Here is a 24437-nt window from a genome sequence, read left to right on the forward strand (position 1 = left end):
CAAGCCGAACACGTCGTGGGGAGCAGTTGTGATGACTGGTCGGGTCTCCTTCGTGGGCGCCGGTCCCGGTGCCGCCGATCTCATCACCGTGCGCGGCGCGAAGCGGATAGCCGAGGCCGACGTCGTGCTGTGGGCCCCGAGCGTGATCGAGGTCGAGTGCGTGCGCGAGCACGCCCGCCCCGACGCCGAACTGGTCGACTTCTCCCGCGTCACCGACGCCGACGTGGTCGAGGTGTACCGGCGCGCGTCGGTGGGCAAGCTCAAGGTCGTGCGGCTGCACGCGGGCGACCCGTCGCTGTGGGGCGGGTTGCGCGACCAGCAGGACGCGTGCCGCCGCCTCGGCTTGGAGACCGACGTCGTGCCGGGCGTGTCACAGGTGTCCGCCGCGGCGGCGGCGGTCGGCCGCGAGCTGACCACTTCGGACGTCGCCCAGTCGTTGCTGCTGGTCGGCCCGGAGAGCGCCGAGCACGTCGAGGAGTTCGCCGCGCACGGCACCACGATGGCGATCTCCGCGTCCGGCGCCCGGGCCGGCCTGCTGGTCGAACGGCTGCGCGCGGGCGGTTACGCCGACGACACCCCGGTCGTGGTGGCGTACAAGGTTTCCCTGCCCGACGAGACGGTCGCGCAGACCACCGTGGGCGAGCTGGAGGCGTGCGTGAAGGAGCACAAGCTCTACCGCACCACGCTGTTCCTGGTCGGCGAGGTGCTCGCGCCGCCCGCGTCCCGCCGCCGCGTCGCCGTGGTCGAGGGCGACGAGCCGGTGCGCCGCGCCCGGCCGTCGAAGTGGGCCAAGCGGGCGGGCAGGCCGGCGGCGAAGCCGGGCGAGTCGCCGTCGGCGGCGGCGTGGTCGGCCGTGCACGACTGGCAGGAAACGGCGCGCACCAAGCGCTCGGCGGCCCGACCGAAGCCCGAACCGGTCGGCGAGCCGATGCTCCACCTCGTCACGGACCAGGACCTGCCGGAGGGGGCCGAGCAGCCGGCGGACGACGAGGCCAAGCCGAAGACCAAGCCCGTGGTGGCCGCCGCCGCGAAGCGCACTCCCACCACCGTGCGGGCGAGCACGACACCCCGCAAGCCGTCCGGGACGCGGGCCAAGAAGAACAAGCGCGTGAACTGACATGGACGTCGTCGCGCTGCACCGCTTCGTCGAGCAGGCCGGTCGGTCCTGGGACGACGTCACCGTGGTGGACGCCGGGGCGTTGGGCCTGCGGCACGCGGTGAACGTGTGCCGGGCCCGGCCCGCCGTCGTCGTCTCCGGCGCCGACCCGGCCGAACTGGCCCGGGACCTGGCCGGGTGGCGGCGATCCCTGGTGGTCGCCTCGGCCGCCGGACTGTCCACTGTGGACCCGGCGGACGCGGTCACGCGCCGGTGGACCGAGCCCGGCGCGGTCCTGTGCCTGGCCGAGCAGACCTTCGCGCCGACCGGCGAGGGCTGGGCCCTGCCCGACGGCGACTTCGCCCAGCGCGACGGCATGACCGCCGTCGCCGAGGTGCGGGCACTCGTGCTGGCCCGGCTCGCGCCGCGCCCCGGCGTGCTGGTCTGGGACGTCGGCGCGGGACCCGGCGCGATCGGCGTCGAGTGCGCCCGGCTCGGCGCGGCCGTCGTCGCGGTGGAACGCGACCCGGTCCAGTGCGTGCGCATCATCGCCAACGCCTCCGCGCACGGCGTGGACGTGCGCGTGGTCGAGGCCGAACTGGGCCAGGCGGGCGAACTGCCCCGACCCGACGCGGTGTTCGTCGGCGGCGGCGGCGCGGACGTGGTGCGGCAGAGCGTGCGCTCCGGCGCGCGGCGGGTCGTCGTGGCGACCCCCGACCTGGACCGCGTGCTGCCCGCCCGGGACGCCCTGCTGGAAGCCGGGTACGAGGTCGAGGGCAGCCAGGTGTCCGCCGCGCGGCTCACCGGCGGCACGCTGCTCGCCACCAACCCGGTGACCGTGCTGTGGGGGGTGAAGAAGGCGTGATCGGCGTGTTCGCCGCCGGCGAGCGCAACCGACGCGCCGCGGTCGAACTGGCCGGCTTCCTCGGCCCCGACGCGGTCGTGCCCGACGGACCGATCGGACCCGCGCTGCGCGCCCTGTGGCCCCGGCTGGGCTCCGCGGTGCTCTTCCTCGGCACGGAACCGACCGTGCGGCTGGTCGCGCCGCTGCTGCGCGACGAACGGGCCGACCCCGGCGTGGTGTGCGTCGACGGCGGCTTCGCCGTGGCGCTGCTCGGCGGCGCGGACACCCTGGCCGAACGGGTCGCCGACGTGCTCGGCGCCCACGCCGTGACCACGTCCGCGTCGGCCGGCTCACCGCTCGACGAACTCGTCGAGCTGCTGGACGCCACGGTCGAGGGCGACCTGGCCGCGTGCGGCGAGGCGATCCGGCTCGGCGAGCCCGTGCTGCTGGCCAACCCGCTCGGCTTCCCCCTGCCCGCGCTGCCGGACAACGTCGTCGGATCCGGCCACGAGACCGCGTGGACCGTGCTCGTGGACGACCGCGTGCCCAAAGGACCGGCCGACGACCGCGTGGTGCGGGTCGTGCCGCGCACGCTCGTCGTGGGCGTCGGGTCGAGCACCGGCGTGCCGGCCTCGGCGGTGTCGGCCGCGCTGGCGCAACTGGAGGAGAAGCGCGGGCTCGACCTGCGCGCCGTCCGCGCGTTCGCCACGCTCGACCGCAAGGTCGCCGAACAGGGCATCGCCGACGCGCTGGAGGACTGGGGCTTCTGGCACGACTCGACCACCGCGCCGCTGCTCGCCTACCCCGGCGAGGAACTGGCCGTGATCCCCGTGCCGAACCCGGCGGAGCTGGCCATCGACATCCCCAGCGTGGCCGAGGCGGCGGCGCTGCGCGGCGCGATGGAGCTGTCCGCCGGAGGACGGGTGGAGATCGCGGCGGAGAAGGTGAAGGGCGCCGGCGTGACCGTCGCCGCCGCCCGCGTCCTGCCCCGCGGCCGGCTCGCGCTGGTCGGCCTCGGACCGGGTGACGCGGACGAGCGCACGCCGCGCGCCGAGGCCGAGCTGAGGCGCGCGTCGGTCGTGGTCGGCCGCGCCGAGTGCGTGGACCAGGTGCGGCACCTGCTGCGGCCGGGCACGCGGGTCGCCGCCGACGGCGCGGTCCGGCTGGCCGAGGAGGGCGCGGCCGTGGCCTTCGTCGAGGCCGGTGCCGGGCCGGTTGTTTCCGGGCCGATTCGCGCGGATGTCGTCCGCGTGACCGGAGTCGCTCGTCAACTGTGAAGTTCCGACGGACCGTCGAAAGGCGGTTGTCGCTTCCGTCGTCTTGGTCCTAGCTGGAGGAGCGCCCGCACCGGGCGCCCCTGCACCGGAAGGATCGACATGGCGAAAACCCTGCGTCGCCTGTTCACCGTCCTGGCCGCGACCGTGGCCGCGGTCGGTCTCATGACCACCGCGCCCGCCTCGGCCGAGACCTCGTCCGACACCGGCGTGTCGCCGTTCATCGTCGGCGGCTCCCGCGTGTCCACCAGCACCTACCCGTGGGTGGTGTACCTGGCCACCAGCACCGGCGGCCAGTTCTGCGGCGGCACGCTCGTCAAGGCCAACAAGGTCGTCACGGCCGCGCACTGCGTCAGCGGCCGCAGCGCGTCGAGCACCCGCGTGGTGCACGGCCGCGACGACAAGCAGAGCACGGCCGGCACCGTGGCCACGGTGAGCCGGATCTGGGTCCACCCCAGCTACCGGACCGCCAGCTCCGGCTACGACGTCGCCGTGCTGACCCTCGGCACCAACATCAACTCCACCTACCTGCCGCTGGCCACCCCGAGCGACACCGCCCTGTACGCGGCCGGCACCAGCGCCCGCATCTACGGCTGGGGCACCACGTCCTCCGGCGGCTCGGCGTCGCGGTACCTGCTCGGCGCGACCGTGCCGGTCACGTCCGACTCGACCTGCCGCACCGCCTACTCCAACTACAGCCCGACCTCGATGGTCTGCGCCGGCTACCCGCAGGGCGGCACCGACACCTGCCAGGGCGACTCCGGCGGCCCGCTCGTCGCGGGCGGCAAGCTGATCGGCGCCACCTCGTTCGGCCGCGGCTGCGCGCTCGCGGGCTACCCGGGCGTGTACGCGCGGATCGCCTCCTACTACTCCGTGATCACCGCGCAGCTGTAACCACCCGCGACGTGCCCACGACCGGGTGTCCTCCCGGCCGTGGGCACGTCCGGCGTGTTCGATCCGCACCATGCGCCAACTACTCGTGATGCTGCTCCTGCTGCTCGCCGCACCGGGCGTCGCCACCGCCGCCGAAGGACTGCACTCGTGCTCCACGGCGGTCGACGGCACGTCCGCGACCGGACGCTGCGAAGGCCGCGGCACGTTCCGCCTGCTCGCCTCCTGCGCCGACGGCACGACCGTCGACAGCTCGTGGCTGTCCATCAGCAACGGCACCGGCCGGACCAGGATCCGCTGCCGCTCCACCGCCACCAACGCCTGGATCGAACAGCGGTAGCGTCGCACCATGGCCGACCTCGAACCGGTGCCGGAAGACTGGGAACGGGCGCTCGCCGTCGTCGCCCACCCCGACGACCTGGAGTACGGCGCGTCCGGCGCGATCGCCCGCTGGACCGCCCAGGGCAAGCACGTCGCCTACGTCCTGGCCACCCGCGGTGAAGCCGGCATCGACACCCTGCCACCCGACCGAGCCGGTCCGCTGCGGGTCCGCGAACAGGTCGCGGCCGCCGCCGTCGTGGGCGTGGACCACGTCGAGTTCCTCGACCACGCCGACGGCGTGGTCGAACCCGGCCTGCCGCTGCGCCGCGACATCGCCGCCGCCATCCGCCGGCACCGACCCGACGTCGTCATCACCGGCAACCACCACGACACGTTCCCCGGCGGGTTCCTCAACATGGCCGACCACCGGGTCGTCGGCCAGGCCGTCATCGACGCCGTCCGCGACGCCGCCAACCGGTGGGTGTTCCGCGACCTGGACCTGGAACCCTGGAACGGCGTCCGGTTCGTCGCGGTCAGCGGCTCACCCCGGGCCGGGCACGCCGTCGACATCACCGACACGTTCGCACTCGGCGTGGCGTCCCTGCGCGAGCACCGCGCGTACCTGGCGGCGTTGAGCGGCGAGATGGCCGAACCGGAGCCGTTCCTGCGCCGCGAGGCCGAACGGGCGGGCCTCCGGTCGGGCGGCGGCCTCGCCACCACCTTCGAGGTTCTCGTGATGTGAAGCACCCGGGTTGGACAGGACATGCCTGGTGTGGATGCTTCTACCCATGCACGGTGAACAGCACTACCTCGTGGGCCTGGACCTGACCGGCCGGCGGGTCGTCGTCGTGGGCGGCGGCACGGTCGCCCAGCGCAGGCTGCCCAGGCTCGTCGCGGCGGGCGCCAGGGTGGAGGTCATCTCCCCCGACGTGACCCCGGCGGTCCAGGGCATCGTCGACGGCGGCGAAGCCGTCTGGCACGCCCGCGAGTACGCCGACGGCGACCTCGACGGCGCCTGGTACGTGCTGGCCTGCACGTCGTCACCCGAGGTCAACGCCCGCATCACCGCCGACGCCGAAGAACGCCGCGTGTTCTGCGTGCGCGCCGACGTGGCCGTGAAGGGCACCGCCGTGACACCGGCGGTCGGCGAGCACGACGGCCTGCTCGTCGGCGTCCTCGCCGGCGGCCTGCACCGCCGCTCCGCGGGCGTCCGCGACGGCCTGCTCACCGCGCTGCGCGACGGCTCGATCGCCGACCACCACGACCAGCCCGCCGGCGTCGCCCTCGTCGGCGGCGGACCCGGCGACCCCGACCTCATCACCGTGCGCGGCCGCAGGCTCCTGGCCAGGGCCGACGTCGTGGTCGCCGACCGGCTCGCGCCGCGCGAGCTGCTGGACGAGCTGCCACCGCACGTCGAGGTCGTGGACGCGGCCAAGATCCCCTACGGGCGCGCCGCGACGCAGGACTTCATCAACACCACGCTGGTCGACCACGCCAAGGCCGGCCGGTTCGTGGTCCGCCTCAAGGGCGGCGACCCGTACGTGTTCGGGCGCGGCTTCGAGGAGCTCATCGCGTGCGCCGAGGCAGGCGTGCCCGTCACCGTGGTACCCGGCGTGACCAGCGCTTTCGGCGTGCCGGCCCTGGCCGACGTGCCGGTGACGCACCGGGGCGTCGCGCACGAGGTCGTGGTCGTGTCCGGGCACGTCGCACCCGACGACGAGCGATCCCTGGTCGACTGGTCGGCGTTGGCCCGGCTGTCCGGCACGGTCGTGATCCTCATGGGTGTGGAGCGGGCGGCGGCGTTCGCGCAAGCACTCATGACGGGCCGGCCGGGCGACACCGCGGTCTCGGTGATCCAGGAGGGCAGCACCCGCACGCAGAAGGTCGTGCGGTCCACGCTCGCGTCCCTCGCCGACGACATCGCCGAGCACGGCATCCGCCCGCCCGCGATCATCGTTGTGGGACCGGTTGCCGCGCTGGCGGCGGAACTGCCCTTCCGCTCCTGAGCGCCAAGCCCACCCCGGCGGCCACGACCACCACCAGCCCACCCAGGGCCGCCCACGTCGTGCCGCCGGGGTGGACCAGCGGCTCACCGCGCAACGCCTGCCAGACCAGCAGCGCGAACAGCCCGGTGCAGCCCAGCGCGGCCACCGCCACCACCCGGGTGCGCACCCGTTCCGCCAGGCCCGACGCCGCCAGGCCCAGCACCAGCAGCACCATCACCTGCAACCCGTGCATCCCGAAGAAGTGCGGCACCCGCAGGTCACCGCCGGTCGTGCTCCAGCCCGTGAGCGGCAGCCCCGGGCCGCCGTCGGCCACGCCGACGCTGTGCCCGCCCACCAGCTCCACCTCGCGGCCACCGGCGTCCACCGCCGGGACGCGCTCGTGCGGCCCCACCATCAGGTACCCCGACGCCATGCCCAGGATCGCCAGCCAGAGCCCGCTGCGCACGGCCAACCGCACGTCCGGCCGCGCGAACCGCTGGAACGACAGCACCAGCGCCAGCACCACGTTGGTCAGGAACATCGCCGGGATCGCCGTGCCGAACGTGAGCTGCACGAACCGGTTCAACGGGTCGTCGGAGCTGTTGTAGTGCGTGAACATGCCCCGCCCGGCCTGCAAGGCGATGAGCCCGACCTCCACGAACATGATCACCGCGATCACCGTCGCCGCCCCCGACGTCCACCGCCGCGCCCGGTGCGGCAGGGAGAGCATCCACGACAGCGTCGCCGAGTAGACCGCCAACGACACGGCGAACTTGAACGGCTTGGCCCACAACGGTGATCCCTGGAGCACCCTCCCGTCGAGCACCATCGCCACCGCGCACCCCACCGCGCCCACCGCCATCACCACGGCCAACCACAGGGTGGGCCGGTGCCAGGTCTTCGTCATGCCGCAAAGCCTGGTCGGGCGCCCGCCCGGGATCACTGGTGCCAACCCGGCCATGCGAGGTGGGGCAGGCCGCCGCGAGAGGTGGGGCAGGCCACCGCGGGAGGTGGGGAAGACGCCCGTGGGAGGTGGGGGGCGCCGCAGTCCGGATGGGACAATGGTCGCGGGAGGACGTCGTGGCGGTGTGGGTGCGGCTCGCCGGAGTGGGACTGGCCAGGCTGAGGTTCGCCTACTCGCCGGTGTTCGAGACCGTGATGGCCGTCGACGGCCTGCGCACCCCCGGCGCCCACGCCGTCCACCTGCCCTGGGTGCGCTGGGCCCGGGAACGCCTCGCCGACATCCCCGACCTGGACCGCTTGCTGGACCGGCTCGACGGCCGGGTGAAACCCGCCGACCTGATGCCCGTGCCGGACGCCCGCATGCCCGACCTGGACACCGAACTGCGCCACGTCCCGGAACCGGAAGCGACCACCCTGCGCCACTGCCACGACCGGCTCATCGCACCCCACTGGCAGCGCATCACGGCGGTCCTGGAAGCCGACATCGCCACCCGCGCCGCCACCCTGGCCGACAAGGGCGTCGAAGCCGTCCTCCACGACCTCCACCCGGAGGTCACCTGGTCCGACGGCGAACTGATCCTGCACCGCAAGCCCGAACACCGGGTCGACCTGACCGAGCACGGCCTGGTGCTGTGCCCCAGCGTCTTCTGCTGGCCGAAGGCCTGGATCGCCCTGGACCCGGTGGGCCAAGGCGTCCTGCGCTACCCGGCGCGCGGCATCGGCACCCTCTGGGAGGACCGCGACACCCCGAAGGACCTGGCCGCCCTGATCGGCCGCACCCGCGCGCACCTGCTGATCCTGCTCGAGGCCCCGAAGAGCACCACCGACCTGGCCACCGCCCTGGGCGTCACCGCCGGCGCGGTCTCCCAACACATCGCCGTCCTGCGCGCCGCCCGCCTGATCACCACCCGCCGCGAGGGCCGCCACGTCCTCCACATGCGCACCACCCGCGCCGACGCCCTCATCACCTGACCACCCGCCACCGCTCCCGCCACGACCGCGCCATCACCATCCCGCCCTGGCCGCACCGTCCCGCTATCGCGGGCCACCCAGCCCGCTCCGGCTGCCCGTCCCGTACCGCCCCGTCGTGAGCGCGCCACCCGGTTCCGACCGGGCCACGTCGCCCCCGTGACGGCCCCGCCACCCGCTCCCCGCTGTCCGCGCCCACGCCTCCTCGCCGCCGGGCCGGCCGTTTTCTCCGGCTAACGTGAGAAATGCGGTTCGGGTTGTCAGGGGTTGCACGCTTCCCCCGATCGAGTGCCGGCACCGGACCGTCCGGGGTCTCAACTCCCCACGCCACCCCCGCCGAGCCGAAGCCCGAGCTCACGGCCCGCCTCCACCACGTGCCCGTGCTCGCACACCGGCACCAGCGACACCTTCCCCCCGCACCCCACGTGCTCCGGCTCCACCGGAGGCGGCCCGTCGGCCAGGTGCCGGTCACCCCACGCCATCAACGCCATCAACACCGGCCACAGCTCACGCCCCGCGGCCGTCAACGCGTACTCGTACCGCTGCCGCGCCCCGAACTCCCGGTAGGCCACCCGCTCCAGCAGCCCGGCGTCCACCAACGACGACAGCCGACTGCTGAGCACGTTCCGCGCCACCCCCAGGTGCTCCCGCAGCTCCTCGAACCGCCGCACCCCGTTCGAGACGTCCCGCACGATCTGCAACGACCACCGCTCCCCGAGCAGCACCAGCGCCCGCGCGATCGAGCACCGGTCGTTCTCGATGACGACTCCCATACCCCGACCCTACCGCAGGGTTGTCAATCGAAACCCAGCCACGCTAAGTTCACGATAGAAACTCAGCCAAGGGGCAGTCATGCGAATCGAAGACCACCCGACCGCGCGCCGAGTCCGGGCCAACCCCGGCACCCCGACACCACCGCCGACCACCGCCTGGCTGCGCGACCTGGCCCGGCGAGCCGGCGCCGACGACGTCGGTTTCGTCCCCGTGGACCTCCCCGAGCTGGCCGTCGACCGCGACCACGCCCGAACGGCCCTGCCCAACGCCCGCACCTACATCGCGTTCTGCGTCCGGATGAACCGCGACAACGTCCGCAGCCCCCTGCGCAGCATCGCCAACACCGAGTTCCACCACACCCTGGACGACGCCGACGCGGTCGGTCACCGGCTCGCCAAGGCGCTCCAGCAAGCCGGCCACCGGGCCGTGCACCCGGCCTCCGCCTTCCCCCAGGAGATGGACGACTTCCCCGGTCGCGGCTGGGTGATCTCGCACAAGCTCGTCGCCCAGGCGGCCGGGCTGGGTCGGATCGGCATCCACCGCAACCTGATCCACCCGAAGTTCGGCAACTTCGTCCTCCTCGGCACCGTCGTGGTGGACTTCGAGGTGGACGAGCACTCGACGCCGCTCGACTTCAACCCGTGCCTGGAGTGCAAGCTGTGCGTGGCGGCGTGCCCGGTCGGCGCGATCTCCAAGGACGGCGCCTTCAACGTCCTCGACTGCTACACCCACAACTACCGCGAGTTCATGAGCGGCTTCACCGACTGGGTGGAGAACGTCGCCGACAGCACCGACCGCGAGGACTACCGCCGCCGCGTGTCACCGTCGGAGTCCGCGTCGATGTGGCAGAGCCTGGCGTTCCGCCCGAACTACAAGGCGGCCTACTGCATGGCCGCGTGCCCGGCGGGGGAGGACGTCATCGGGCCGTTCCTGGACGACCGCAGGGCCTTCCTCGCCGACGTCGTCAAACCCCTGCAGGACAAGGAAGAACCGGTCTACGTGGTCCCCGGCTCCCCCGCCGAGGCCCACGTCCGCAAGCGCTTCCCCCACAAGACCGTCCGCCAGGTGTCCAACGGCCTGCACTGACCCGCGCACGACAACGGCACCCCGCCCAACCGGACGGGGTGCCGTTGTCACATCGGAGAACTAGTGCTGCGCCACCCGGCGCGGACGGCCGGAGCCGCTCCGGTCGCGGTCGGACCGGCCACCGCGGAACCCGCCGAAGCCACCCCCGGCGCCGCCACTGCGACGAGGCCCACCGCCACCGCCGCGACGAGCGCGCACGGGGACCTCCGGCTCGACCACCGGGATGCCGCTCGGCACGCGAGCGCCCGTGATGCGGACCAGCTCCTCGTCACCGGGACGGACCTTGGTCGAGGTCGGTCGGACGCCCGCCCGCGCGGTCAGGCCCTGCACGGTGCGCCGCTGGTCGTGCGTGACCAGGGTGACGACCGTGCCGGACTGCCCGGCGCGCGCCGTGCGGCCGGCGCGGTGCAGGTAGTCCTTCGGGTCGGCCGGCGGGTCGACGTGCACCACGAGGCTCACGTCGTCCACGTGGATGCCGCGCGCCGCCACGTCGGTGGCGATCAGCACCGGCATGGTGCCCTCGCGGAACTGGGTCAGGACGCGCGTGCGCGCGCTCTGCGCCTTGCCGCCGTGCAACGCGCCCGCGTGCACGCCCATCGACCGCAGCTTCTTGGCCAACCGGTCCACGTGGTGCTTGGTGCGCACGAACATGATCGTGCGGCCCTCGCGCGCGGCGACCTCGGTGACCACGTTCTGCTTGTCCTCGGCGGACACGAACAGCAGGTGGTGGTCCATGGTGGTGACGCTGCCGGTGGGCGGCGAGACCGAGTGGACGACCGGGTCGTGCAGGTACTGGCGGACCAGCTTGTCCACGTCGCCGTCCAGCGTCGCGGAGAACAGCAGGCGCTGGCCGTTCTGCGGGGTGAGGTCGAGGATGGCCCGGACCTGGGGCATGAAGCCCATGTCCGCCATCTGGTCGGCCTCGTCCAGCGCGGTGAACATGACCTCGGACAGGTCGGCCGTGCCCTGCCGCACGTGGTCGGACAGCCGACCGGGCGTGGCGATCAGCAGGTCGACGCCGCGGCGCAGCGCGTCGACCTGGCGCGGGAACGACGTGCCGCCGACGACCGTGCGGCACCACAGGCCCAGCGACCGGGCGAACGGGCTGAGGGCTTCCTCGACCTGCATCGCCAGCTCACGGGTGGGCACGAGCACGAGCGCGCGCGGCTTGAGCGGCTTGGCCCGGCCACCGGTCAGGCGGGACAGCAGCGCCAGGCCGAACGCCAGCGTCTTGCCGGAGCCCGTCTGGCCGCGGCCGAGGATGTCGCGGCCGGCCATGGCGTCGGGCAGCGTGGCGGCCTGGATCGGGAACGGCTCGGTGATGCCGGCCTGCTCGAGCGCGCGGAGCAGCTCGTCGGACAGGCCCAGCTCGGCGAACGAGGGCAGCGGGCCCTCGGGCACGGTGCTCTCGACGTGTTCGGGAATGGTGGTCGCCTGCTCCACGGCGGGAGCGGGACGACGGTTGCCCTGGCCAGGGCGCCTGTTGCTGCGGGGCTTGCGGAACTGCGGGCGCTCGGAACGGCCTTGGGACATTGTCGGCAAAACAAACCTCCGGGACACGGCACGTCTCGAGGATTGCTCTGCTTGAGCAGGCGCGATCGCGGGGACGGGCCCGGCGCGCGGATCGCGCCGATAGTGGTTGGGAAGCACCACCGGCCACTCTGGCGGCCTGGGGCGCTCTGTGGCGCCACCGGGCGGTGCACCACTCAGTCTAGCTGATCACGGGCCGTGGTTCGTCATCCCGGCGGTGTTCTCGCGCACACGGGTGGTGGGCCGGCTGATCCCGAGTGCCCCGCCGACGATCACCGTGAAGCGCAAAAGAGCACTTGGGAGGGGGTGCGCCGCGATTGTCACCCGGTCGGGTCGACGGAGCACCCACCAACTGAACGGAGCAACGGCGATCGGCGCGGTGACCGCCCCGCGCGTTCGACCTCCCGTAGGTGCGAGCTCCGGGCCGGCACCGGCCCGGAGCTCGTCCACGACCCGCCGGTCAGCGCAGGCCGGCCACGTCCAGCAGCATCTCGGTGGCCTCGCGCGGCTCCGCCAGCTCCGGCGGCAGGCCGCGCGCGGTGAACCAGCCGGCCACGTTGCGGACGTCCCGCTCCAGGAACTCGGGCCCGCGCGGGTTCGCCGCCAGGTCCACGACCTGCGGCAGGTCGATCACGACCAGCCGGCCGTCGTGCACCATGAGGTTGAACGCCGACAGGTCGCCGTGCGCCAGCCCGGCGGACGCCATCACGCTCAACGCGTCCACCAGCTGCCGCCACAGGCCCAGCAGCTCCTCGGGCTCCGGCCGCAGCTGCGCCAGCCGGGGCGCCGCGGCGCCGTCCGTGCCGACGAACTCCAGCAGCAGCTCGGTGCCGTCGCGCTGCACCGGGTACGGCACGGGCGCGCCGCGCTGCCACAGCGTCGCCAGCGCGGCGAACTCGGCCACCGCCCACCGCTCGGCGATGAGGTTGCGGCCGAACGCGCTGCGGTTCGCCATCGCGCGCATCTCGCGCGACCGCCGCATGCGCCTGCCTTCGAGGTAGCCCGCGTCCCGGTGGAACAGCCGGTGGTCGTTGCTGCGGTACCGCTTCGCGGCCAGCAGGCACGACCGGTCGGTGCCGGGCATCGCGCGTTCCAGCAGGAAGACGTCCGCCTCCTTGCCGGTCTTGACGACCCCCAGCTCGCGGTCCACCGCGGACAGGTCCGTGACCAGCCACTCCGGGTGCGGCTTCGGGCCCTGGTCGGCGTCACCCCAGGTGGACCAGCGGTCACCCTCCGGCGGGGTGTCCGCCGCGACGGCGTCCTCCCGCATCTGGGCGAGCCGGTCCTTGGCCTCCTCGGTGAGCCGGCCGCGACGGCCCGGCTCGACCTCGCCCTCCCGGCGGGAGGCGGCCTTCTTCGCTTTCTTGGCACGCCACTTCAGGTCGTCGGCGTGGTCGAACTCGGATTCGAACTCGGTGTACTGCTCGTGCTCGCGCACTGGATGTGCTCCAGGTGAAGTGGGAGTGATCGCCCCCACCCGGCGCGGTGTGGTCCTTCGCGCGGGTTCGCGTCAGGCGAGCGGGGCGAGCGGACGGGTCGGTGCCACGTCCCGGACAGCTGTCGCCATCTGGCACCTCCTCGACTCCGCCGTGGTCTGCCACCACCGGCGCTCTGCGCGTACGTGCAGAGGGTGCCCGGCCGCTCGGCGCGGGCGCAACCGATTTATCGCGTCTCCAGCCGGTAGCTGCCGCGCTCGCCCAGCCAGGCGGCCCCGAGCTGGCGGATCACCAGCGAGTCGTGCCGCAGCACGCGTTCGTCGTGCCACTGGGTGGCGCGCGGCGCGACGGCCAGCATCCGCTGCCGGGCCGTGCCGCTGAACTCGACCAGCGCGGCCACGGCGTCGTCCACCTCGTCCGCCGCGAGCGGGTCGGGGGTCGGGCCGTCGGGGAAGGTGAGCGCGGTGTCGGCGAACGTGGCCGACGTGCCCAGGTCGTGCGCGAGCTGGTGCTCCACCGACTCCGCGTTCAGCCGCCGCTGCTGCCAGGTCGGGTCGGTCCCGGCCAGGCGCAGGCCGAGCAGCCGGGCCAGGCACAGCCCCGACCACACCCGCTTGAGCGCTTCCGGCGCGTCGAGCGCGTCGGTCTTCAGGTCCTCGACGACCTCTCGCAACCGGCCGGGGGTGACCGGCTCCGGGGACGTGGGGGACGAGGTGTCGCCGGGTGTGTCGGGAGTCACCCGGCCATTCTGTCACCACCCTCACGACAGGTGACAGATCCCGACGCTCCGTCACGCAAACGGCGGTCAGCGGTGGGCGAAAGACCGCCGGTAATCCTTTGGCGGCACACCCACCACGGTCGTGAAGTGGTGGCGCAGCAACGCTGCGGTGCCGAAGCCGGAGCGGTGGGCCACGTCCTCGACGGACAGCCCCGTCTCTTCCAGGAGCTGGCGGGCGCGCAGCACCCGCTGGGTGGTGAGCCAGCGGTGCGGTGTCGTGCCCGTCTCGGCGGCGAAGCGGCGGGCGAAGGTGCGCTCCGACATGCTCGCCCGCTCGGCCAGGCTCGCGACGGTGTGCTCCTGGTCCAGCCGGTCCTGCAGCCACGCCAGCAGCGGCTGGAGGCTGTCGGCCCGGTTCGGCGGCGCGGGCAGCGCGATGAACTGGCGCTGGCCGCCCTCGCGCTGCGGCGCGACGACCATGCGGCGCGCGACGGTGGCGGTGGCGGTGGCGCCGAACTCGCGGCGGATGACGTGCAGGCACGCGTCGATGCCCGCGGCGGTGCCCGCGCTGGTGACGATGTCGCCGTCGTCCACGAACAGCACGTCCGGGTCGAGCCTGGCGCGGGGGTAGCGCCGCGCGAACTGGGCGGCGTGGTGCCAGTGGGTGGTGCAGGGCCGGTCGTCCAGCAGGCCGGCCTCGGCGAGCAGGAACGCGCCGCTGCACACCGACAGCAGCGTGCTGCCCCTGGCGTGCGCTTCGCGGATGGCCTCGAGGAGGCGTGGCGGGTACTCGTCGCGGGTCGTCACGGCGGACACGGCGACCAGGTCGGCTTCGACGAGCGCGTCGAGGCCGTGCTCGGGGATCAGGGACGCGCCGACGTTGGTGCGGATCGGCTCGCCGGGGTGCTCGCCGCAGACCAGGAAGTCGATCGGCGGCACGCCGTCGTCGGTGCGGTCGATGCCGAAGACCTCGCAGATCACGCCGAACTCGAACGGCGCGAGGCCGTCCATGACGACGGCGGCAACGGTGCGCAGCATGCCGCCACCCTACTTGGCAGGATTTTGATGCACAACGGCAAGTCTGCCAGTGGTGGCAGGATCTTGCGTAGCGCACAATTAGTGCCATGACAGCGATCATCCTCGCCCTGGCCGTCGTGGCGCTCACCGTCTACGGCGTGGAGCGCAACCACCGCCGGCAGCCCGGCCCGGGTTCCCGCCTGGCGGGCAGCACGAACACCGAAGACCGCGACCTGTCCCGGGTGACGGCGGACGTGCGGGCCTCGGCCGCCCACGCGCCCGCCGCCCGCGCCGCCCACCGCGGTGAGGTCACGCCCCTGCGTTCGATGCGACCGGCCCGGTCGGCCTGAACCCCCGCGGGAGGGTCAGACGATCAGGTCGGCGGTCCGGGGACCGGTCGGCTCCACCCGGAGCCCGGCCCGGACCGCGAGCCTGATCAACCCCCTCAGGTCGCCCGGCTCGGACCGCGACTTGACGATCGCCCGCGCGAGCCGCCCCTTGTGCGCCTTGTTGAAGTGGCTGACCGCGTTGCGCCGGCCCTTGCCGTCCTCGGTCACGACCCGGATCACGGCGGCGTGGGGGATGCGCGCCAGCGAGGTGTACGGGCTCGACCGCAGGTCGACCACGAACTCGTCGGCCGCGGCCAGCACCGGCTCCAGCGCGGGCCGCCACAGCCCGCCCAGCGGCCCGACCGACGGCAGCGCGCTGCCGCCGGACAGCCGGTAGGCCGGGATCGGGTCGCCACCGCCGACCACGCCGAACAACGCCGACGCGACCGAGAGGCGGGCGAACGCCCGTGACCTCTCGGTCCTCGTCAGCTCGGCCGGCGCGAGCGCGTCGTACAGCACCCCCGTGTACCGGGCCAGCGCGGGCAGCGTGGGCGAGCGGCGCAGCTCGGCGTTGCGCTCCACCTCGCCCGCCTGGCGCTCGGACAGCCCCAGCGCGGCCAGGCTCGCGGGGACGTCGGCGGCGAGGTCGACCAGCGCGTCGACCAGCTTGCCGCGCACCGGCGTGAGCTCCCGGTGCGACAGCAGGTCGAGGTCGAGCGGCGCGCCGGAGCCGCCGAGGGCCTTGGTCTCCGACGGGGGCAGCAGTACCAACACGACGGGCAAGCCTAGGCGCCCGCCGTCACGGCTCCTCGGTGCCGTCGGGCTGGCCGACGCAGAACTGGTTGCCGTCCGGGTCGGCCAGCACGGTCCAGGTCAGCCCGGGCACGGTGTGCTCGCCCACCTCGGTCGCGCCCAGGGCCACCAGCCGCGCCACCTCGGCCGCCCGGTCCTCCACGTGCCCGTCGAAGTGCACCCGGTTCTTGCCCGGTGTCGGGTCCTCGACGCGCTGCAACCCGAGCTGGACCCCGTTCTCCCCGGCCGGCGCGAGGACCAGGAACTCGCCCCAGTCGTGCTGGACCGACGTGCCCAGCGCCTCGGTCCAGAAGTCCGCCAGCCGCCGCGGGTCCGTCGTGTCGAGGGTGATCATGCCGATGCTGAAGGTCATGGCCCGGCAGGCTAGACCGGCCCACCGACGATTCCGGTCGCCGCGCCCCGAGCGACAACCCGTTGGAACTGATCAGGGCGGGTTCACTACCCTTTCCCGGACAACCCGCCCACGAGGAGCGCCCCACCGTGATCACGAGGATGTCGTCGCTGTTCCTGCGCACGCTGCGCGAGGACCCGGCCGACGCCGAAGTACCCAGCCACAAGCTGCTCGTCCGCGCAGGCTACGTGCGGCGCGTCGCGCCGGGCGGTTACTCGTGGCTGCCGCTGGGGCTGCGGGTGCTGCGCAACATCGAGCAGGTCGTGCGCGAGGAGATGGACGCCTTCGGCGCGCAGGAGATCCAGTTCCCCGCGCTGCTGCCGAAGGAGCCCTACGAGGCGACGAACCGGTGGACCGAGTACGGGCCCAACCTGTTCCGCCTGAAGGACCGCAAGGGCGCCGACTACCTGCTCGGCCCCACCCACGAGGAGCTGTTCGCGCTCACCGTGAAGGGCGAGTACTCCTCGTACAAGGACTACCCGGTCACGCTCTACCAGATCCAGACCAAGTACCGCGACGAGGCGCGTCCCCGCGCGGGCATCCTGCGCGGCCGCGAGTTCCTGATGAAGGACTCCTACTCGTTCGACCTCGCCGACGAGGGCCTGGCGCAGTCCTACCGGCAGCACCGCGAGGCCTACATCCGCATCTTCGACCGGCTGGGCCTGGAGTACGTGATCGTCTCCGCCACGTCGGGCGCGATGGGCGGCTCGGCGTCGGAGGAGTTCCTGGCGGTCGCACCCACCGGCGAGGACACCTTCGTGCGCAGCACGGAGTCGGGCTACGCGGCGAACGTCGAGGCCGTCGTCACGCCCGCGCCCGCCGAGCAGGACCCGGCCGCGCACCCCGCGGCGCAGGTGCACCACACGCCGAACACGCCGACCATCAAGACGATGGTGGACTTCCTCAACGCCAACACCGACCGCGTGTTCACCGCCGCGGACACCCTGAAGAACGTCCTGGTGAAGACGAAGAAGCCCGGTGAGTCGGACTGGACGCTGCTGGCGATCGGCCTGCCCGGCGACCGCGAGGTCGACCTCAAGCGGCTGGAGGCGGCGCTGGAGCCCGCCGAGGTGGCGATGCTGGACGAGGCGGACTTCGCCCGCAACCCCTTCCTGGTCAAGGGCTACATCGGCCCGGGCGCGGTGCAGGCCAACGGCGTGCGGTACCTGGTCGACCCGCGCGTGGTGCGCGGCACGGCGTGGGTGACCGGCGCCGACAAGGCCGACCACCACGTGGTGGACCTGGTCGTGGGCCGCGACTTCACCCCCGACGGCACGATCGACGTGGCCGAGGTGCGCGAGGGCGACGCGTCGCCGGACGGCAAGGGCGTGCTGGTCGCCGCGCGCGGCATCGAGATCGGGCACATCTTCCAGCTCGGCCGCAAGTACGCCGACGCGTTCTCGCTGGACGCGCTGGGCCCGGACGGCAAGCCCATCCGGATCACCATGGGCTCGTACGGCATCGGCGTGTCCCGGCTGGTCGCCGCGATCGCCGAGCAGAGCCACGACGACCGCGGCCTGGTCTGGCCGCGCAACGTCGCACCCGCCGACGTGCACGTGGTCGTGGCGGGCAAGGACGAGACGCTGCTCGCGGGCGGCGAGAAGCTGGCGGGCGAGCTGTCCGACGCGGGCCTGAAGGTGCTGCTGGACGACCGCAAGGCCAGCCCCGGCGTGAAGTTCGCCGACGCCGAGCTGATCGGCGTGCCGACGATCCTGGTGGTGGGCCGCGGCCTGGCGAACGGCCTGGTCGAGGTCAAGGACCGGCGCACGGGCGAGCGCGAAGAGGTGCCGGTCGCCGACGCCGTCGGGCACCTGCTGTCCGTCGTCAAGGGCTAGGAACCCCCGCCCGGGCAGGCACGCCGCCTGCCCGGGCTCAGGGCCGCGCCAACACCGCTTCGAGCACCGCGGCGGTGTCCGACAGGTCGTCCAGCACCACGTGCGCGCCCGCTCCCCTCAGGTCCGCGGCGCTGCTGCGGCCCGTCGCCACGCCCACGGCGACCGCGCCGTGGTGCAGCGCGGCGTGCACGTCGTGGGGCGTGTCGCCGATGACGACCGCCCGGAACTCGCGGGCGTGCTTGGCCGTGGCCAGCCGCACGGCCTCCAGCACCAGCGCGGGCCGGTGCTCGGACACCGAGCCGTAGCCGCCGATCCCGAAGTCCAGGTGCTCGTCCAGCCCGAACGCGGCCAGCTTGTACCGGGCGATCTCCACCAGGTTCCCGGTGACGAGCGACTGCACGACGTCCGGCCGCTCCGCGAACGCCCCCAGCGCCGCCGCGGCGCCCGGCAGCGCGCGCCCGCGGGCCGGCAGCAGCTCCCGCTCCCGGGTGGCCACGTCGATCAGCCCGGCGTGCAGCCGGGCCACCAGCTCCTCGGTGGGCTCCAGGTCGTGCGAGGTCAGCAGCTCGCGGGTGATGGCCCGCTCGGTGCGGCCCGGGAAGCTCGGCACGTGCACGAGGTCCAGGCCCGTCGTCGCGCGCAACGCGGTCCGGTACCAGTCGTGGCCGAGGCCGCGCGCGTCGATCAACGTCAGGTCGATGTCCCACAGCACCAGCGTGTTCACGACAGCCGCACGCTCCGCAGGATGCGCCGCACGTCGCCCTCGGACGGTCCCTCGGCCGCGTGCGGCCCGCCCTCGGCCACGTTGAGCACGAACACGCACACCTTCGCCCCGTCGCGCAGCGCCACGGCGCTGACCGTGGCCTTGGGCGCGTAGCAGGCGTTGGCCGACTTCGGCGTCACCTCGACGCTGAGCCGGACCGCGTCGTCGTCGCCCGACTCGACCCGCGGCTCGCCGATCTCCGGCGGCGCGCCGTTGACGGTGTACCCGCCCGCCGCGATCCGGTTCACCAGCTCGGTGGCGACCTGCTCGGGGTCGTCGTCGACGACGGAACCGGCCATCGCCTGCGCCTGGATCATGCTGCGGCCCTGGCACTCGAACGGCCGTGACACGTACGTGGTGTTCAGCCTGATCCGCCCGGACGCGCCGCCGCCGCCGGACTCCCACGACGGCGGCAGCTCGTAGGCCACCCCCGTCTGGTCGTCGTCCACCGGCTGCCAGTCCGGCTCCGGCGCGGCCGACGAGGCCGACGTCGGCGTCGGCGCGGCCCGGTCGTCACCCGCGTTGAGCAGCACGAAGGTCGTCACGCCGCCACCGATGAGCACGACGGCGGTGGCCAGCGCGATCCACAGCGGCGCGCGGCTCGGTCGCTTCGGCGGTTGCTGCTGGTAGACGCCCAGCCCCGAGTAGCTCACCGGCTCAGCGGCTTCACGGAGTCGACCATCGCCTGGAGGTCGGCCTCCGTCGGCGGCTTCGGCTCGGCCGGCCCGCCTTCGAGGTCGCCGTTGGCCATGAACACGTGGTATCCCTTGTCGCCCTTCAGGACCAGGACCTTCACCATGCCCTTGGTCGCCAGGCACGCGTCACCGGAAGTGGTGGCGGTGGCGTCGACCTGCACGCCCTCGATCGTGCCCACCTTCACCGGCTTCGGCTCGCCGAGCTTGACCTCGGACTTCGGCGCGGACTTGTAGTACTGGGTGGCGAGCTTCTGGGCGAAGTCCTTGGCCACCGCGGTCAGGTCGGTCTGCGGCACCACGACACCGCCCGCGCCGCCGCGGGTGTAGTCGTTGCCCTCGCAGTCGTACGCCCCGGTGACGGTGAGGCCGATCAGCTTCACGTCCTCCATGCCCTCGACCGGCGCCGAGCTGGACACCGGCGTCCACCCCTTGGGCACGTCGTAGCTGTAGGACAGGTTCGGCACCGGCAGGCAGTTCCAGCCCGGCTTGGCGGGCTCGCAGGTGAGCGGCGGCTCGGTCGCCTGCGTCGACTTCGCCGTGGTGGGCGGCTTGGTCGTGGTGGTCGTGGTCGCCTGGCTGCTGCTCGTGCCCTGCGCGACCGGCGCCGAGCCGTCCGGTCGGGTCAGCACGTACGCGGTCACGCCGCCGCCGACCAGCACCACGACCACCGCGCCGATCACCAGCCACAGCGCGGTCCTGCTCTTCTTCGGCGGGGGCTCGTCACCGCCGGAGAAGACCCCGAGACCGCCGTAGGAGCCGCCGTAGTTCTGCGGGTAGACCTGCTGCGGGTAGCCCTGGTCCTGCCGGCCCCAGTCGCCCTGGTTGGGCTGGCCGCCCCAGCCGGACTGCCCGTCACCTGGGTAAGTCACGGACCGAACGGTAACCGATGGGGGCCGCGACCCGGACCGCTCCGATTAATTCAGCACGCGTTGACTTCCTCGCCCGATCGGACGTAGCCTCCAATTCAACACATGATGAACTACAGGGGAGGCGCACCATGGCCGCACTGCACGACCGGCCGCCGGCCGTCATCGCGGTGGCCACCGCCGTCGTGGGCGCGGTGATCGCGCTCGTGCTGGGGCTGGTGACGTTCGGCGTCCAGGCGACGGCACACCCCGAGGGCGTGCCGCTGGCGGTCGCCGTCGGCGCCGACGCCCCGCCGCAGCTGCGCGGCGTCGCGGACAAGCTCGCCGGCAGCGGCGCCGCGGAGGTCTCGTGGCGGGTGGCGACGCCCGCCGAGGCGCGGGACCTGCTGTCCCGCCAGGAGGTCTACGGTGTGCTGGAGCTCGCGCCCGGCGGCGCGACCGTGGTGCTGTCCGGCGCGGTGAACCCGTCCGGTACGCAGGTCGCCCAGCAGGTGCTCGGCGGCGTCGCGCGGGGCGCCGGGATGGAGGCCGGGGTCGTCACGCTGAACCCGGCCTCGGCGGCGGGCCGCACCGCGCCCCTGGCCGCGACCGCCCTGCTGTGGATCGCGGGCCTGGTCGCGGGTGCGGCGTTCACCGTGCTGGCCCGCGGGGGCACCGCGGTCGGCCGGCTGACGGGCGTGGCCACCACGACCGCGCTGGGCGTCGCCGTCGTGGCGGGCTTCTTCGCCCTCTGGGACTCGTCCCTGCCGCTCGACCGGGGCGTGCTCGGCTACCTCGCGCTGGTCGCGGCGGCGTTCGCCCTGGTCCAGGGCGCGCTGCTGCGGCTGCTCGGGCTGCGCGCGATGGCGCTGCTCGGTCCGCTGTACCTCGTCGCGCCCACCGTCGCGGGCCAGGTGCCGGAGCTGATCGACCCGGTCTACCGGGCACTGCTGTGGTCGTGGACGCCGTTCCGGTTCTCCACCGAGGGGCTGCGGGCGCTGCTGCACGGCGGGTCGTTGGACACCGCGCAGGTGTGGGTCTTCCTGGGGTTGGCCGCCGCCGGCCTGGTCGTGCTGCTGCTACCCGGCGAGGAAGGTCAGCCGGACCTTGCGGACGGGGTTGTCGACGTTGGTGTCGACCAGGCAGACCGACTGCCAGGTGCCCAGCGCCAGCACACCGCCTAGCACCGGGATCGTCGCGTACGGCGGCACGAGCGCGGGGAGCACGTGGTCACGGCCGTGACCGGGCGTGCCGTGCCGGTGCCGCCACCGCCCGTCGGCGGGCAGCAGCTCGCGCAGCGCGGCCAGCAGGTCGTCGTCGCTGCCCGCGCCGGTCTCCAGCACCGCCAGGCCGGCGGTCGCGTGCGGCACCCAGACGTGCAGCAGCCCGTCGCCGTCCACGTCGGCCAGGAAGTCCTCGCAGGCGCGGGTGAGGTCGTGCACGACCTCCGTCGAGCCGGTGCGGATCTCGATCTCTTCGCTGCGCATGCCTGGAGAGCTTAAAACGCGGTGCGGCCGTGCCGCTCGATCAGGCACGATGCCGTCCGTGATCCACACCGCGATCGTCACCGGGGCGAACCAGGGCATCGGCGCCGCGACCGCCAAGGCGCTCGCCGCCCGGGGCGTCAACGTCCTCATCACGTTCCTGCGCTTCGCCCCGGCGCCGGACCCGAGCCTGCCGCGCGAGTACTTCACCGCCCGGGAGTCGGACGCCGAGGACGTGGTCGCGGCCATCACCGAAGCGGGCGGCCGGGCGCACGCGCTGGAGGTCGACCTCACCGACCCGCTCGCCCCCGCCACGCTGTTCGACACCGCGGAACGCGTGTTCGGGCCGGTCGACATCCTGGTCAACAACGCGTCCGGCTGGGTGCAGGACACCTTCCTGGCGGTGGAGACCGACCAGTTCGGCCGGGTGTTGCAGGCCGTGACGCCGCAGACGTTCGACGCGCAGTTCGCCGTCGACGCCCGCGCGGGCGCGCTGCTGATCGCCGAGTTCGCCCGCAGGCACATCGCCCGCGGCGGCAACTGGGGCCGCATCGTCGGCCTGACCTCCGGCGGACCGCTCGGCTTCCCCAGCGAGGTGTCCTACGGCGCGGCGAAGGCGGCGCTGGACAACTACGCCATGTCGGCCGCGGCCGAGCTGTGGCCGCACGGCATCACGTCAAACGTGGTCAAGCCGGGCGTCACCGACACCGGCTGGGTCAACGACGCGGTGCGCGCCCAGCACGACGTCTCCCAGCCCGAGGACGTCGCGGGCGTCGTCGCGTTCCTCTGCTCGGACGCCGCGGCGAAGGTGACGAAGAACGTCATCACCCTGCACTGAGTCCACCCGACCCGACATTACCCGCTGGTAACATAGCCGCCGTGAAGGCATCCCGTCTGCGCCGCGGCATGAACCTGTGGCCACCGTTCCTGTTCGCCGGCATCCGCGTGGTCGAGCTGTCCGACGACTACCGCCACGTCAAGGTCCGGATGCGGATGCACTGGTGGAACCGCAACTACGTCGGCACCCACTTCGGCGGCTCGCTGTTCGCGATGACCGACCCGTTCTGGATGCTGCTCGTGCTGCACCACCTCGGCCGCGAGCACGTGGTGTGGGACCGGGCGGGCGAGATCGAGTTCGTCAAGCCCGGCCGCGGCACCGTGCACGCCGAGTTCCACCTGACCGACGAGCACCTCGACGAGCTGCGCTCCCTGGCCGAAGGCGACAACAAGGCGCTGGTGTGGTTCGCCACCGACGTCGTGGACTCCACCGGAGAGGTCGTCGCCCGCACCCGCAAGCAGGTCTACGCCCGGCGCAAGAACCGCAAATCGGTGGACGGCGGGGTCGTCGGGACCGTGTGATGATCCCATGCGTTCAGCCTTCGGCACGACCTTCGACGTCCCCCTCGGCTACCTGAACACCGCCAGCGTCGGCGTGCCCCCCACCCCCGCGGCCGACGCCGTCGCGGACGCCGTGCGCCGGTGGACGGTCGGCGCGGACGGACCCGGCGCGGCCGACGAGCACGCCACCACGGCGCGCGGGGCGTTCGGCCGGCTCGTCGGCGTGCCGCCCGAACGGGTCGCCATGGGCGCGTCGGCGTCCCAGCTCGTCGCCCTGGTCGCGGCCGGGCTGCCCGCCGACGCCTCGGTCCTGGTCGCCCGCGGCGAGTTCACCAGCCTGACGTTCCCCTTCGCGGCCCGCGGCCTGCGGGTCACCGAAGTCGATCTCGACGGGATCGTGGCCGAGGCGGGCGCGCACGACCTGGTCGCGGTCAGCGTCGTGCAGTCCGCCGACGGCCGGGTCGTGGACCTGGAGGGCCTGCGCGCGACCGGCGTGCCGGTGCTGCTGGACGCGTCCCAGGCGGTCGGCTGGCTGCCCCTCGACCTGGGGTGGGCCGACTGGGTCGTGGCCGTCGGCTACAAGTTCCTGCTCTCGCCGCGCGGCTGCGCCTGGCTCGCCTGCTCGCCGTCGGCCCTGGAGCGCACGGTGCCCGTGGCGGCGAACTGGCACGCCGGCGAAGACCCCTGGAACACCGTGTACGGCCTCCCGCTCCGGCTCGCGCCCGACGCCCGGCGGTTCGACCTCTCCCCGGTCTGGCTGTCCCAGTTCGGCGCGGCGGTGTCGCTGCCCTACCTCGCCTCGCTGGACCTGGCGGCCGTCCGCGACCACACCGCGGGGCTGGCGGATGCCCTGCTCAGCGCCCTCGGGCAGGCACCGCGCGGCTCGGCGATCGTCTCGCTCGACCTGCCCGCCGCCGCGGACCGCCTCGCCGCCGCCGGGGTGCGGTCCAGCATCCGCGCCGGGCGCGTGCGGCTGGCGTTCCACCTGTACAACACGGCCGAGGACGTCGATCAGGTGCTCAGGGCGCTCGACTGACCCT

General features: G+C 73.5%; 27 protein-coding genes. 15 read left to right on the plus strand and 12 right to left on the minus strand.

Annotated features, from left to right (window positions below; all coding sequences use genetic code 11):
* Positions 1–31: 31 nt before the first annotated feature.
* From FHX81_RS29040 to cobA, 7 genes are all read left to right on the plus strand, one after another.
* Entirely contained in the window at positions 32–1117 is a 1086-nt protein-coding gene (locus FHX81_RS29040) for a cobalt-precorrin-4/precorrin-4 C(11)-methyltransferase (protein ID WP_141981223.1), read from the plus strand.
* A 1-nt stretch (position 1118) separates the two neighbouring features.
* Positions 1119–1961: a bifunctional cobalt-precorrin-7 (C(5))-methyltransferase/cobalt-precorrin-6B (C(15))-methyltransferase gene (locus tag FHX81_RS29045; protein ID WP_141981225.1), complete on the plus strand. Its 843-nt coding sequence runs from the start codon at positions 1119–1121 to the stop codon at positions 1959–1961.
* The gene (locus FHX81_RS29050; RefSeq protein ID WP_141981227.1) at positions 1958–3217 is read left to right on the plus strand and encodes a cobalamin biosynthesis protein; all 1260 of its coding nucleotides are present in this window, start codon (positions 1958–1960) and stop codon (positions 3215–3217) included. The genes FHX81_RS29045 and FHX81_RS29050 overlap by 4 nt, the downstream gene beginning before the upstream one ends.
* A 99-nt stretch (positions 3218–3316) precedes the next feature.
* Positions 3317–4108, plus strand: a complete 792-nt coding sequence (locus tag FHX81_RS29055) for a S1 family peptidase (protein WP_141981229.1) — start codon at positions 3317–3319, stop codon at positions 4106–4108.
* 70 nt (positions 4109–4178) lie between these two features.
* Positions 4179–4445, plus strand: a complete 267-nt coding sequence (locus FHX81_RS29060; protein ID WP_141981231.1) for a hypothetical protein — start codon at positions 4179–4181, stop codon at positions 4443–4445.
* Between the two features lie 9 nt (positions 4446–4454).
* On the plus strand, positions 4455–5168 hold the full coding sequence (locus tag FHX81_RS29065; protein WP_141981233.1) for a PIG-L deacetylase family protein: 714 nt from the start codon (positions 4455–4457) through the stop codon (positions 5166–5168).
* 46 nt (positions 5169–5214) lie between these two features.
* Positions 5215–6432 carry a uroporphyrinogen-III C-methyltransferase gene (gene cobA / locus FHX81_RS29070; RefSeq protein WP_141981235.1) on the plus strand — a complete coding sequence of 406 codons (1218 nt, stop codon included), beginning with the start codon at positions 5215–5217 and terminating at the stop codon, positions 6430–6432.
* Here cobA and FHX81_RS29075 read toward each other — a convergent pair.
* Positions 6377–7318 carry a hypothetical protein gene (locus FHX81_RS29075; protein ID WP_211363593.1) on the minus strand — a complete coding sequence of 314 codons (942 nt, stop codon included), beginning with the start codon at positions 7316–7318 and terminating at the stop codon, positions 6377–6379. The genes cobA and FHX81_RS29075 overlap by 56 nt on opposite strands.
* Positions 7319–7491: 173 nt before the next feature.
* On the opposite strand from FHX81_RS29075, the gene FHX81_RS29080 reads away from it, so the two are divergent.
* Complete coding sequence (locus FHX81_RS29080) at positions 7492–8346, plus strand: ArsR/SmtB family transcription factor (RefSeq protein ID WP_246108019.1); 855 nt, start codon at positions 7492–7494, stop codon at positions 8344–8346.
* Positions 8347–8657: 311 nt separating this feature from the next.
* Here the strand turns inward: FHX81_RS29080 and FHX81_RS29085 are convergent, their stop codons facing one another.
* Complete coding sequence (locus FHX81_RS29085) at positions 8658–9116, minus strand: winged helix-turn-helix transcriptional regulator (protein WP_141981239.1); 459 nt, start codon at positions 9114–9116, stop codon at positions 8658–8660.
* A 79-nt stretch (positions 9117–9195) separates the two neighbouring features.
* Here FHX81_RS29085 and FHX81_RS29090 point away from each other — a divergent pair, with 79 nt between their 5' ends.
* The gene (locus FHX81_RS29090) at positions 9196–10203 is read left to right on the plus strand and encodes an epoxyqueuosine reductase (RefSeq protein ID WP_141981241.1); all 1008 of its coding nucleotides are present in this window, start codon (positions 9196–9198) and stop codon (positions 10201–10203) included.
* Positions 10204–10263: 60 nt separating this feature from the next.
* Here the strand turns inward: FHX81_RS29090 and FHX81_RS29095 are convergent, their stop codons facing one another.
* The 4 genes from FHX81_RS29095 to FHX81_RS29110 form a co-directional block, all read right to left on the minus strand.
* Entirely contained in the window at positions 10264–11736 is a 1473-nt protein-coding gene (locus FHX81_RS29095) for a DEAD/DEAH box helicase (RefSeq protein WP_246108020.1), read from the minus strand.
* Between the two features lie 457 nt (positions 11737–12193).
* Positions 12194–13171 (minus strand): serine protein kinase RIO, encoded by a 978-nt coding sequence (locus FHX81_RS29100; RefSeq protein WP_141981245.1) that lies wholly within the window; start codon positions 13169–13171, stop codon positions 12194–12196.
* 224 nt (positions 13172–13395) lie between these two features.
* Positions 13396–13908, minus strand: a complete 513-nt coding sequence (locus FHX81_RS29105) for a hypothetical protein (RefSeq protein ID WP_141981247.1) — start codon at positions 13906–13908, stop codon at positions 13396–13398.
* Positions 13909–13974: 66 nt separating this feature from the next.
* Complete coding sequence (locus FHX81_RS29110; protein WP_141981249.1) at positions 13975–14925, minus strand: helix-turn-helix domain-containing protein; 951 nt, start codon at positions 14923–14925, stop codon at positions 13975–13977.
* An 86-nt stretch (positions 14926–15011) separates the two neighbouring features.
* Between FHX81_RS29110 and FHX81_RS29115 the strand changes: the two genes are divergently transcribed.
* Positions 15012–15254, plus strand: coding sequence for a hypothetical protein (locus FHX81_RS29115; protein WP_141981251.1), 243 nt, complete (start codon positions 15012–15014; stop codon positions 15252–15254).
* Positions 15255–15269: 15 nt separating this feature from the next.
* On the opposite strand, the gene yaaA is transcribed toward FHX81_RS29115, so the two are convergent.
* Together yaaA and FHX81_RS29125 are read right to left on the minus strand one after the other, a co-directional pair.
* Positions 15270–16007: a peroxide stress protein YaaA gene (gene yaaA / locus FHX81_RS29120; RefSeq protein WP_141981253.1), complete on the minus strand. Its 738-nt coding sequence runs from the start codon at positions 16005–16007 to the stop codon at positions 15270–15272.
* Between the two features lie 25 nt (positions 16008–16032).
* Positions 16033–16398, minus strand: a complete 366-nt coding sequence (locus FHX81_RS29125) for a VOC family protein (protein ID WP_141981255.1) — start codon at positions 16396–16398, stop codon at positions 16033–16035.
* A 128-nt stretch (positions 16399–16526) separates the two neighbouring features.
* Here FHX81_RS29125 and FHX81_RS29130 point away from each other — a divergent pair, with 128 nt between their 5' ends.
* Complete coding sequence (locus FHX81_RS29130; protein ID WP_141981257.1) at positions 16527–18272, plus strand: proline--tRNA ligase; 1746 nt, start codon at positions 16527–16529, stop codon at positions 18270–18272.
* 37 nt (positions 18273–18309) lie between these two features.
* Here the strand turns inward: FHX81_RS29130 and FHX81_RS29135 are convergent, their stop codons facing one another.
* From FHX81_RS29135 to FHX81_RS29145, 3 genes are read right to left on the minus strand one after another with little or no spacing between them, the layout of a single operon-like run.
* Complete coding sequence (locus tag FHX81_RS29135; protein ID WP_141981259.1) at positions 18310–18996, minus strand: HAD family hydrolase; 687 nt, start codon at positions 18994–18996, stop codon at positions 18310–18312.
* On the minus strand, positions 18993–19688 hold the full coding sequence (locus tag FHX81_RS29140; protein ID WP_141981261.1) for a DUF8017 domain-containing protein: 696 nt from the start codon (positions 19686–19688) through the stop codon (positions 18993–18995). Before FHX81_RS29140 ends, FHX81_RS29135 begins: the two co-directional genes overlap by 4 nt.
* The gene (locus FHX81_RS29145; RefSeq protein ID WP_141981263.1) at positions 19685–20599 is read right to left on the minus strand and encodes a DUF8017 domain-containing protein; all 915 of its coding nucleotides are present in this window, start codon (positions 20597–20599) and stop codon (positions 19685–19687) included. The genes FHX81_RS29140 and FHX81_RS29145 overlap by 4 nt, the downstream gene beginning before the upstream one ends.
* Positions 20600–20727: 128 nt before the next feature.
* Here FHX81_RS29145 and FHX81_RS29150 point away from each other — a divergent pair, with 128 nt between their 5' ends.
* The gene (locus tag FHX81_RS29150; protein ID WP_141981265.1) at positions 20728–21759 is read left to right on the plus strand and encodes a YhgE/Pip domain-containing protein; all 1032 of its coding nucleotides are present in this window, start codon (positions 20728–20730) and stop codon (positions 21757–21759) included.
* Here FHX81_RS29150 and FHX81_RS29155 read toward each other — a convergent pair.
* Positions 21655–22062: a YjbQ family protein gene (locus FHX81_RS29155; protein WP_141981267.1), complete on the minus strand. Its 408-nt coding sequence runs from the start codon at positions 22060–22062 to the stop codon at positions 21655–21657. The two genes, FHX81_RS29150 and FHX81_RS29155, sit on opposite strands and share 105 nt — an antisense overlap.
* Positions 22063–22111: 49 nt before the next feature.
* On the opposite strand from FHX81_RS29155, the gene FHX81_RS29160 reads away from it, so the two are divergent.
* The 3 genes from FHX81_RS29160 to FHX81_RS29170 are packed head-to-tail and all read left to right on the plus strand — an operon-like array spanning position 22112 to position 24433.
* Complete coding sequence (locus tag FHX81_RS29160; RefSeq protein WP_170232211.1) at positions 22112–22897, plus strand: SDR family NAD(P)-dependent oxidoreductase; 786 nt, start codon at positions 22112–22114, stop codon at positions 22895–22897.
* Positions 22898–22938: 41 nt separating this feature from the next.
* Positions 22939–23418, plus strand: coding sequence for a DUF4442 domain-containing protein (locus tag FHX81_RS29165; RefSeq protein WP_141981271.1), 480 nt, complete (start codon positions 22939–22941; stop codon positions 23416–23418).
* 7 nt (positions 23419–23425) lie between these two features.
* A complete protein-coding gene (locus tag FHX81_RS29170) occupies positions 23426–24433 on the plus strand; it encodes an aminotransferase class V-fold PLP-dependent enzyme (RefSeq protein WP_141981272.1) in 1008 nt (335 codons plus the stop codon).
* The last annotated feature ends 4 nt before the right edge of the window (positions 24434–24437 follow it).

It is taken from the genome of Saccharothrix saharensis (assembly GCF_006716745.1).
In the GTDB taxonomy this organism is placed as follows: domain Bacteria; phylum Actinomycetota; class Actinomycetes; order Mycobacteriales; family Pseudonocardiaceae; genus Actinosynnema; species Actinosynnema saharense.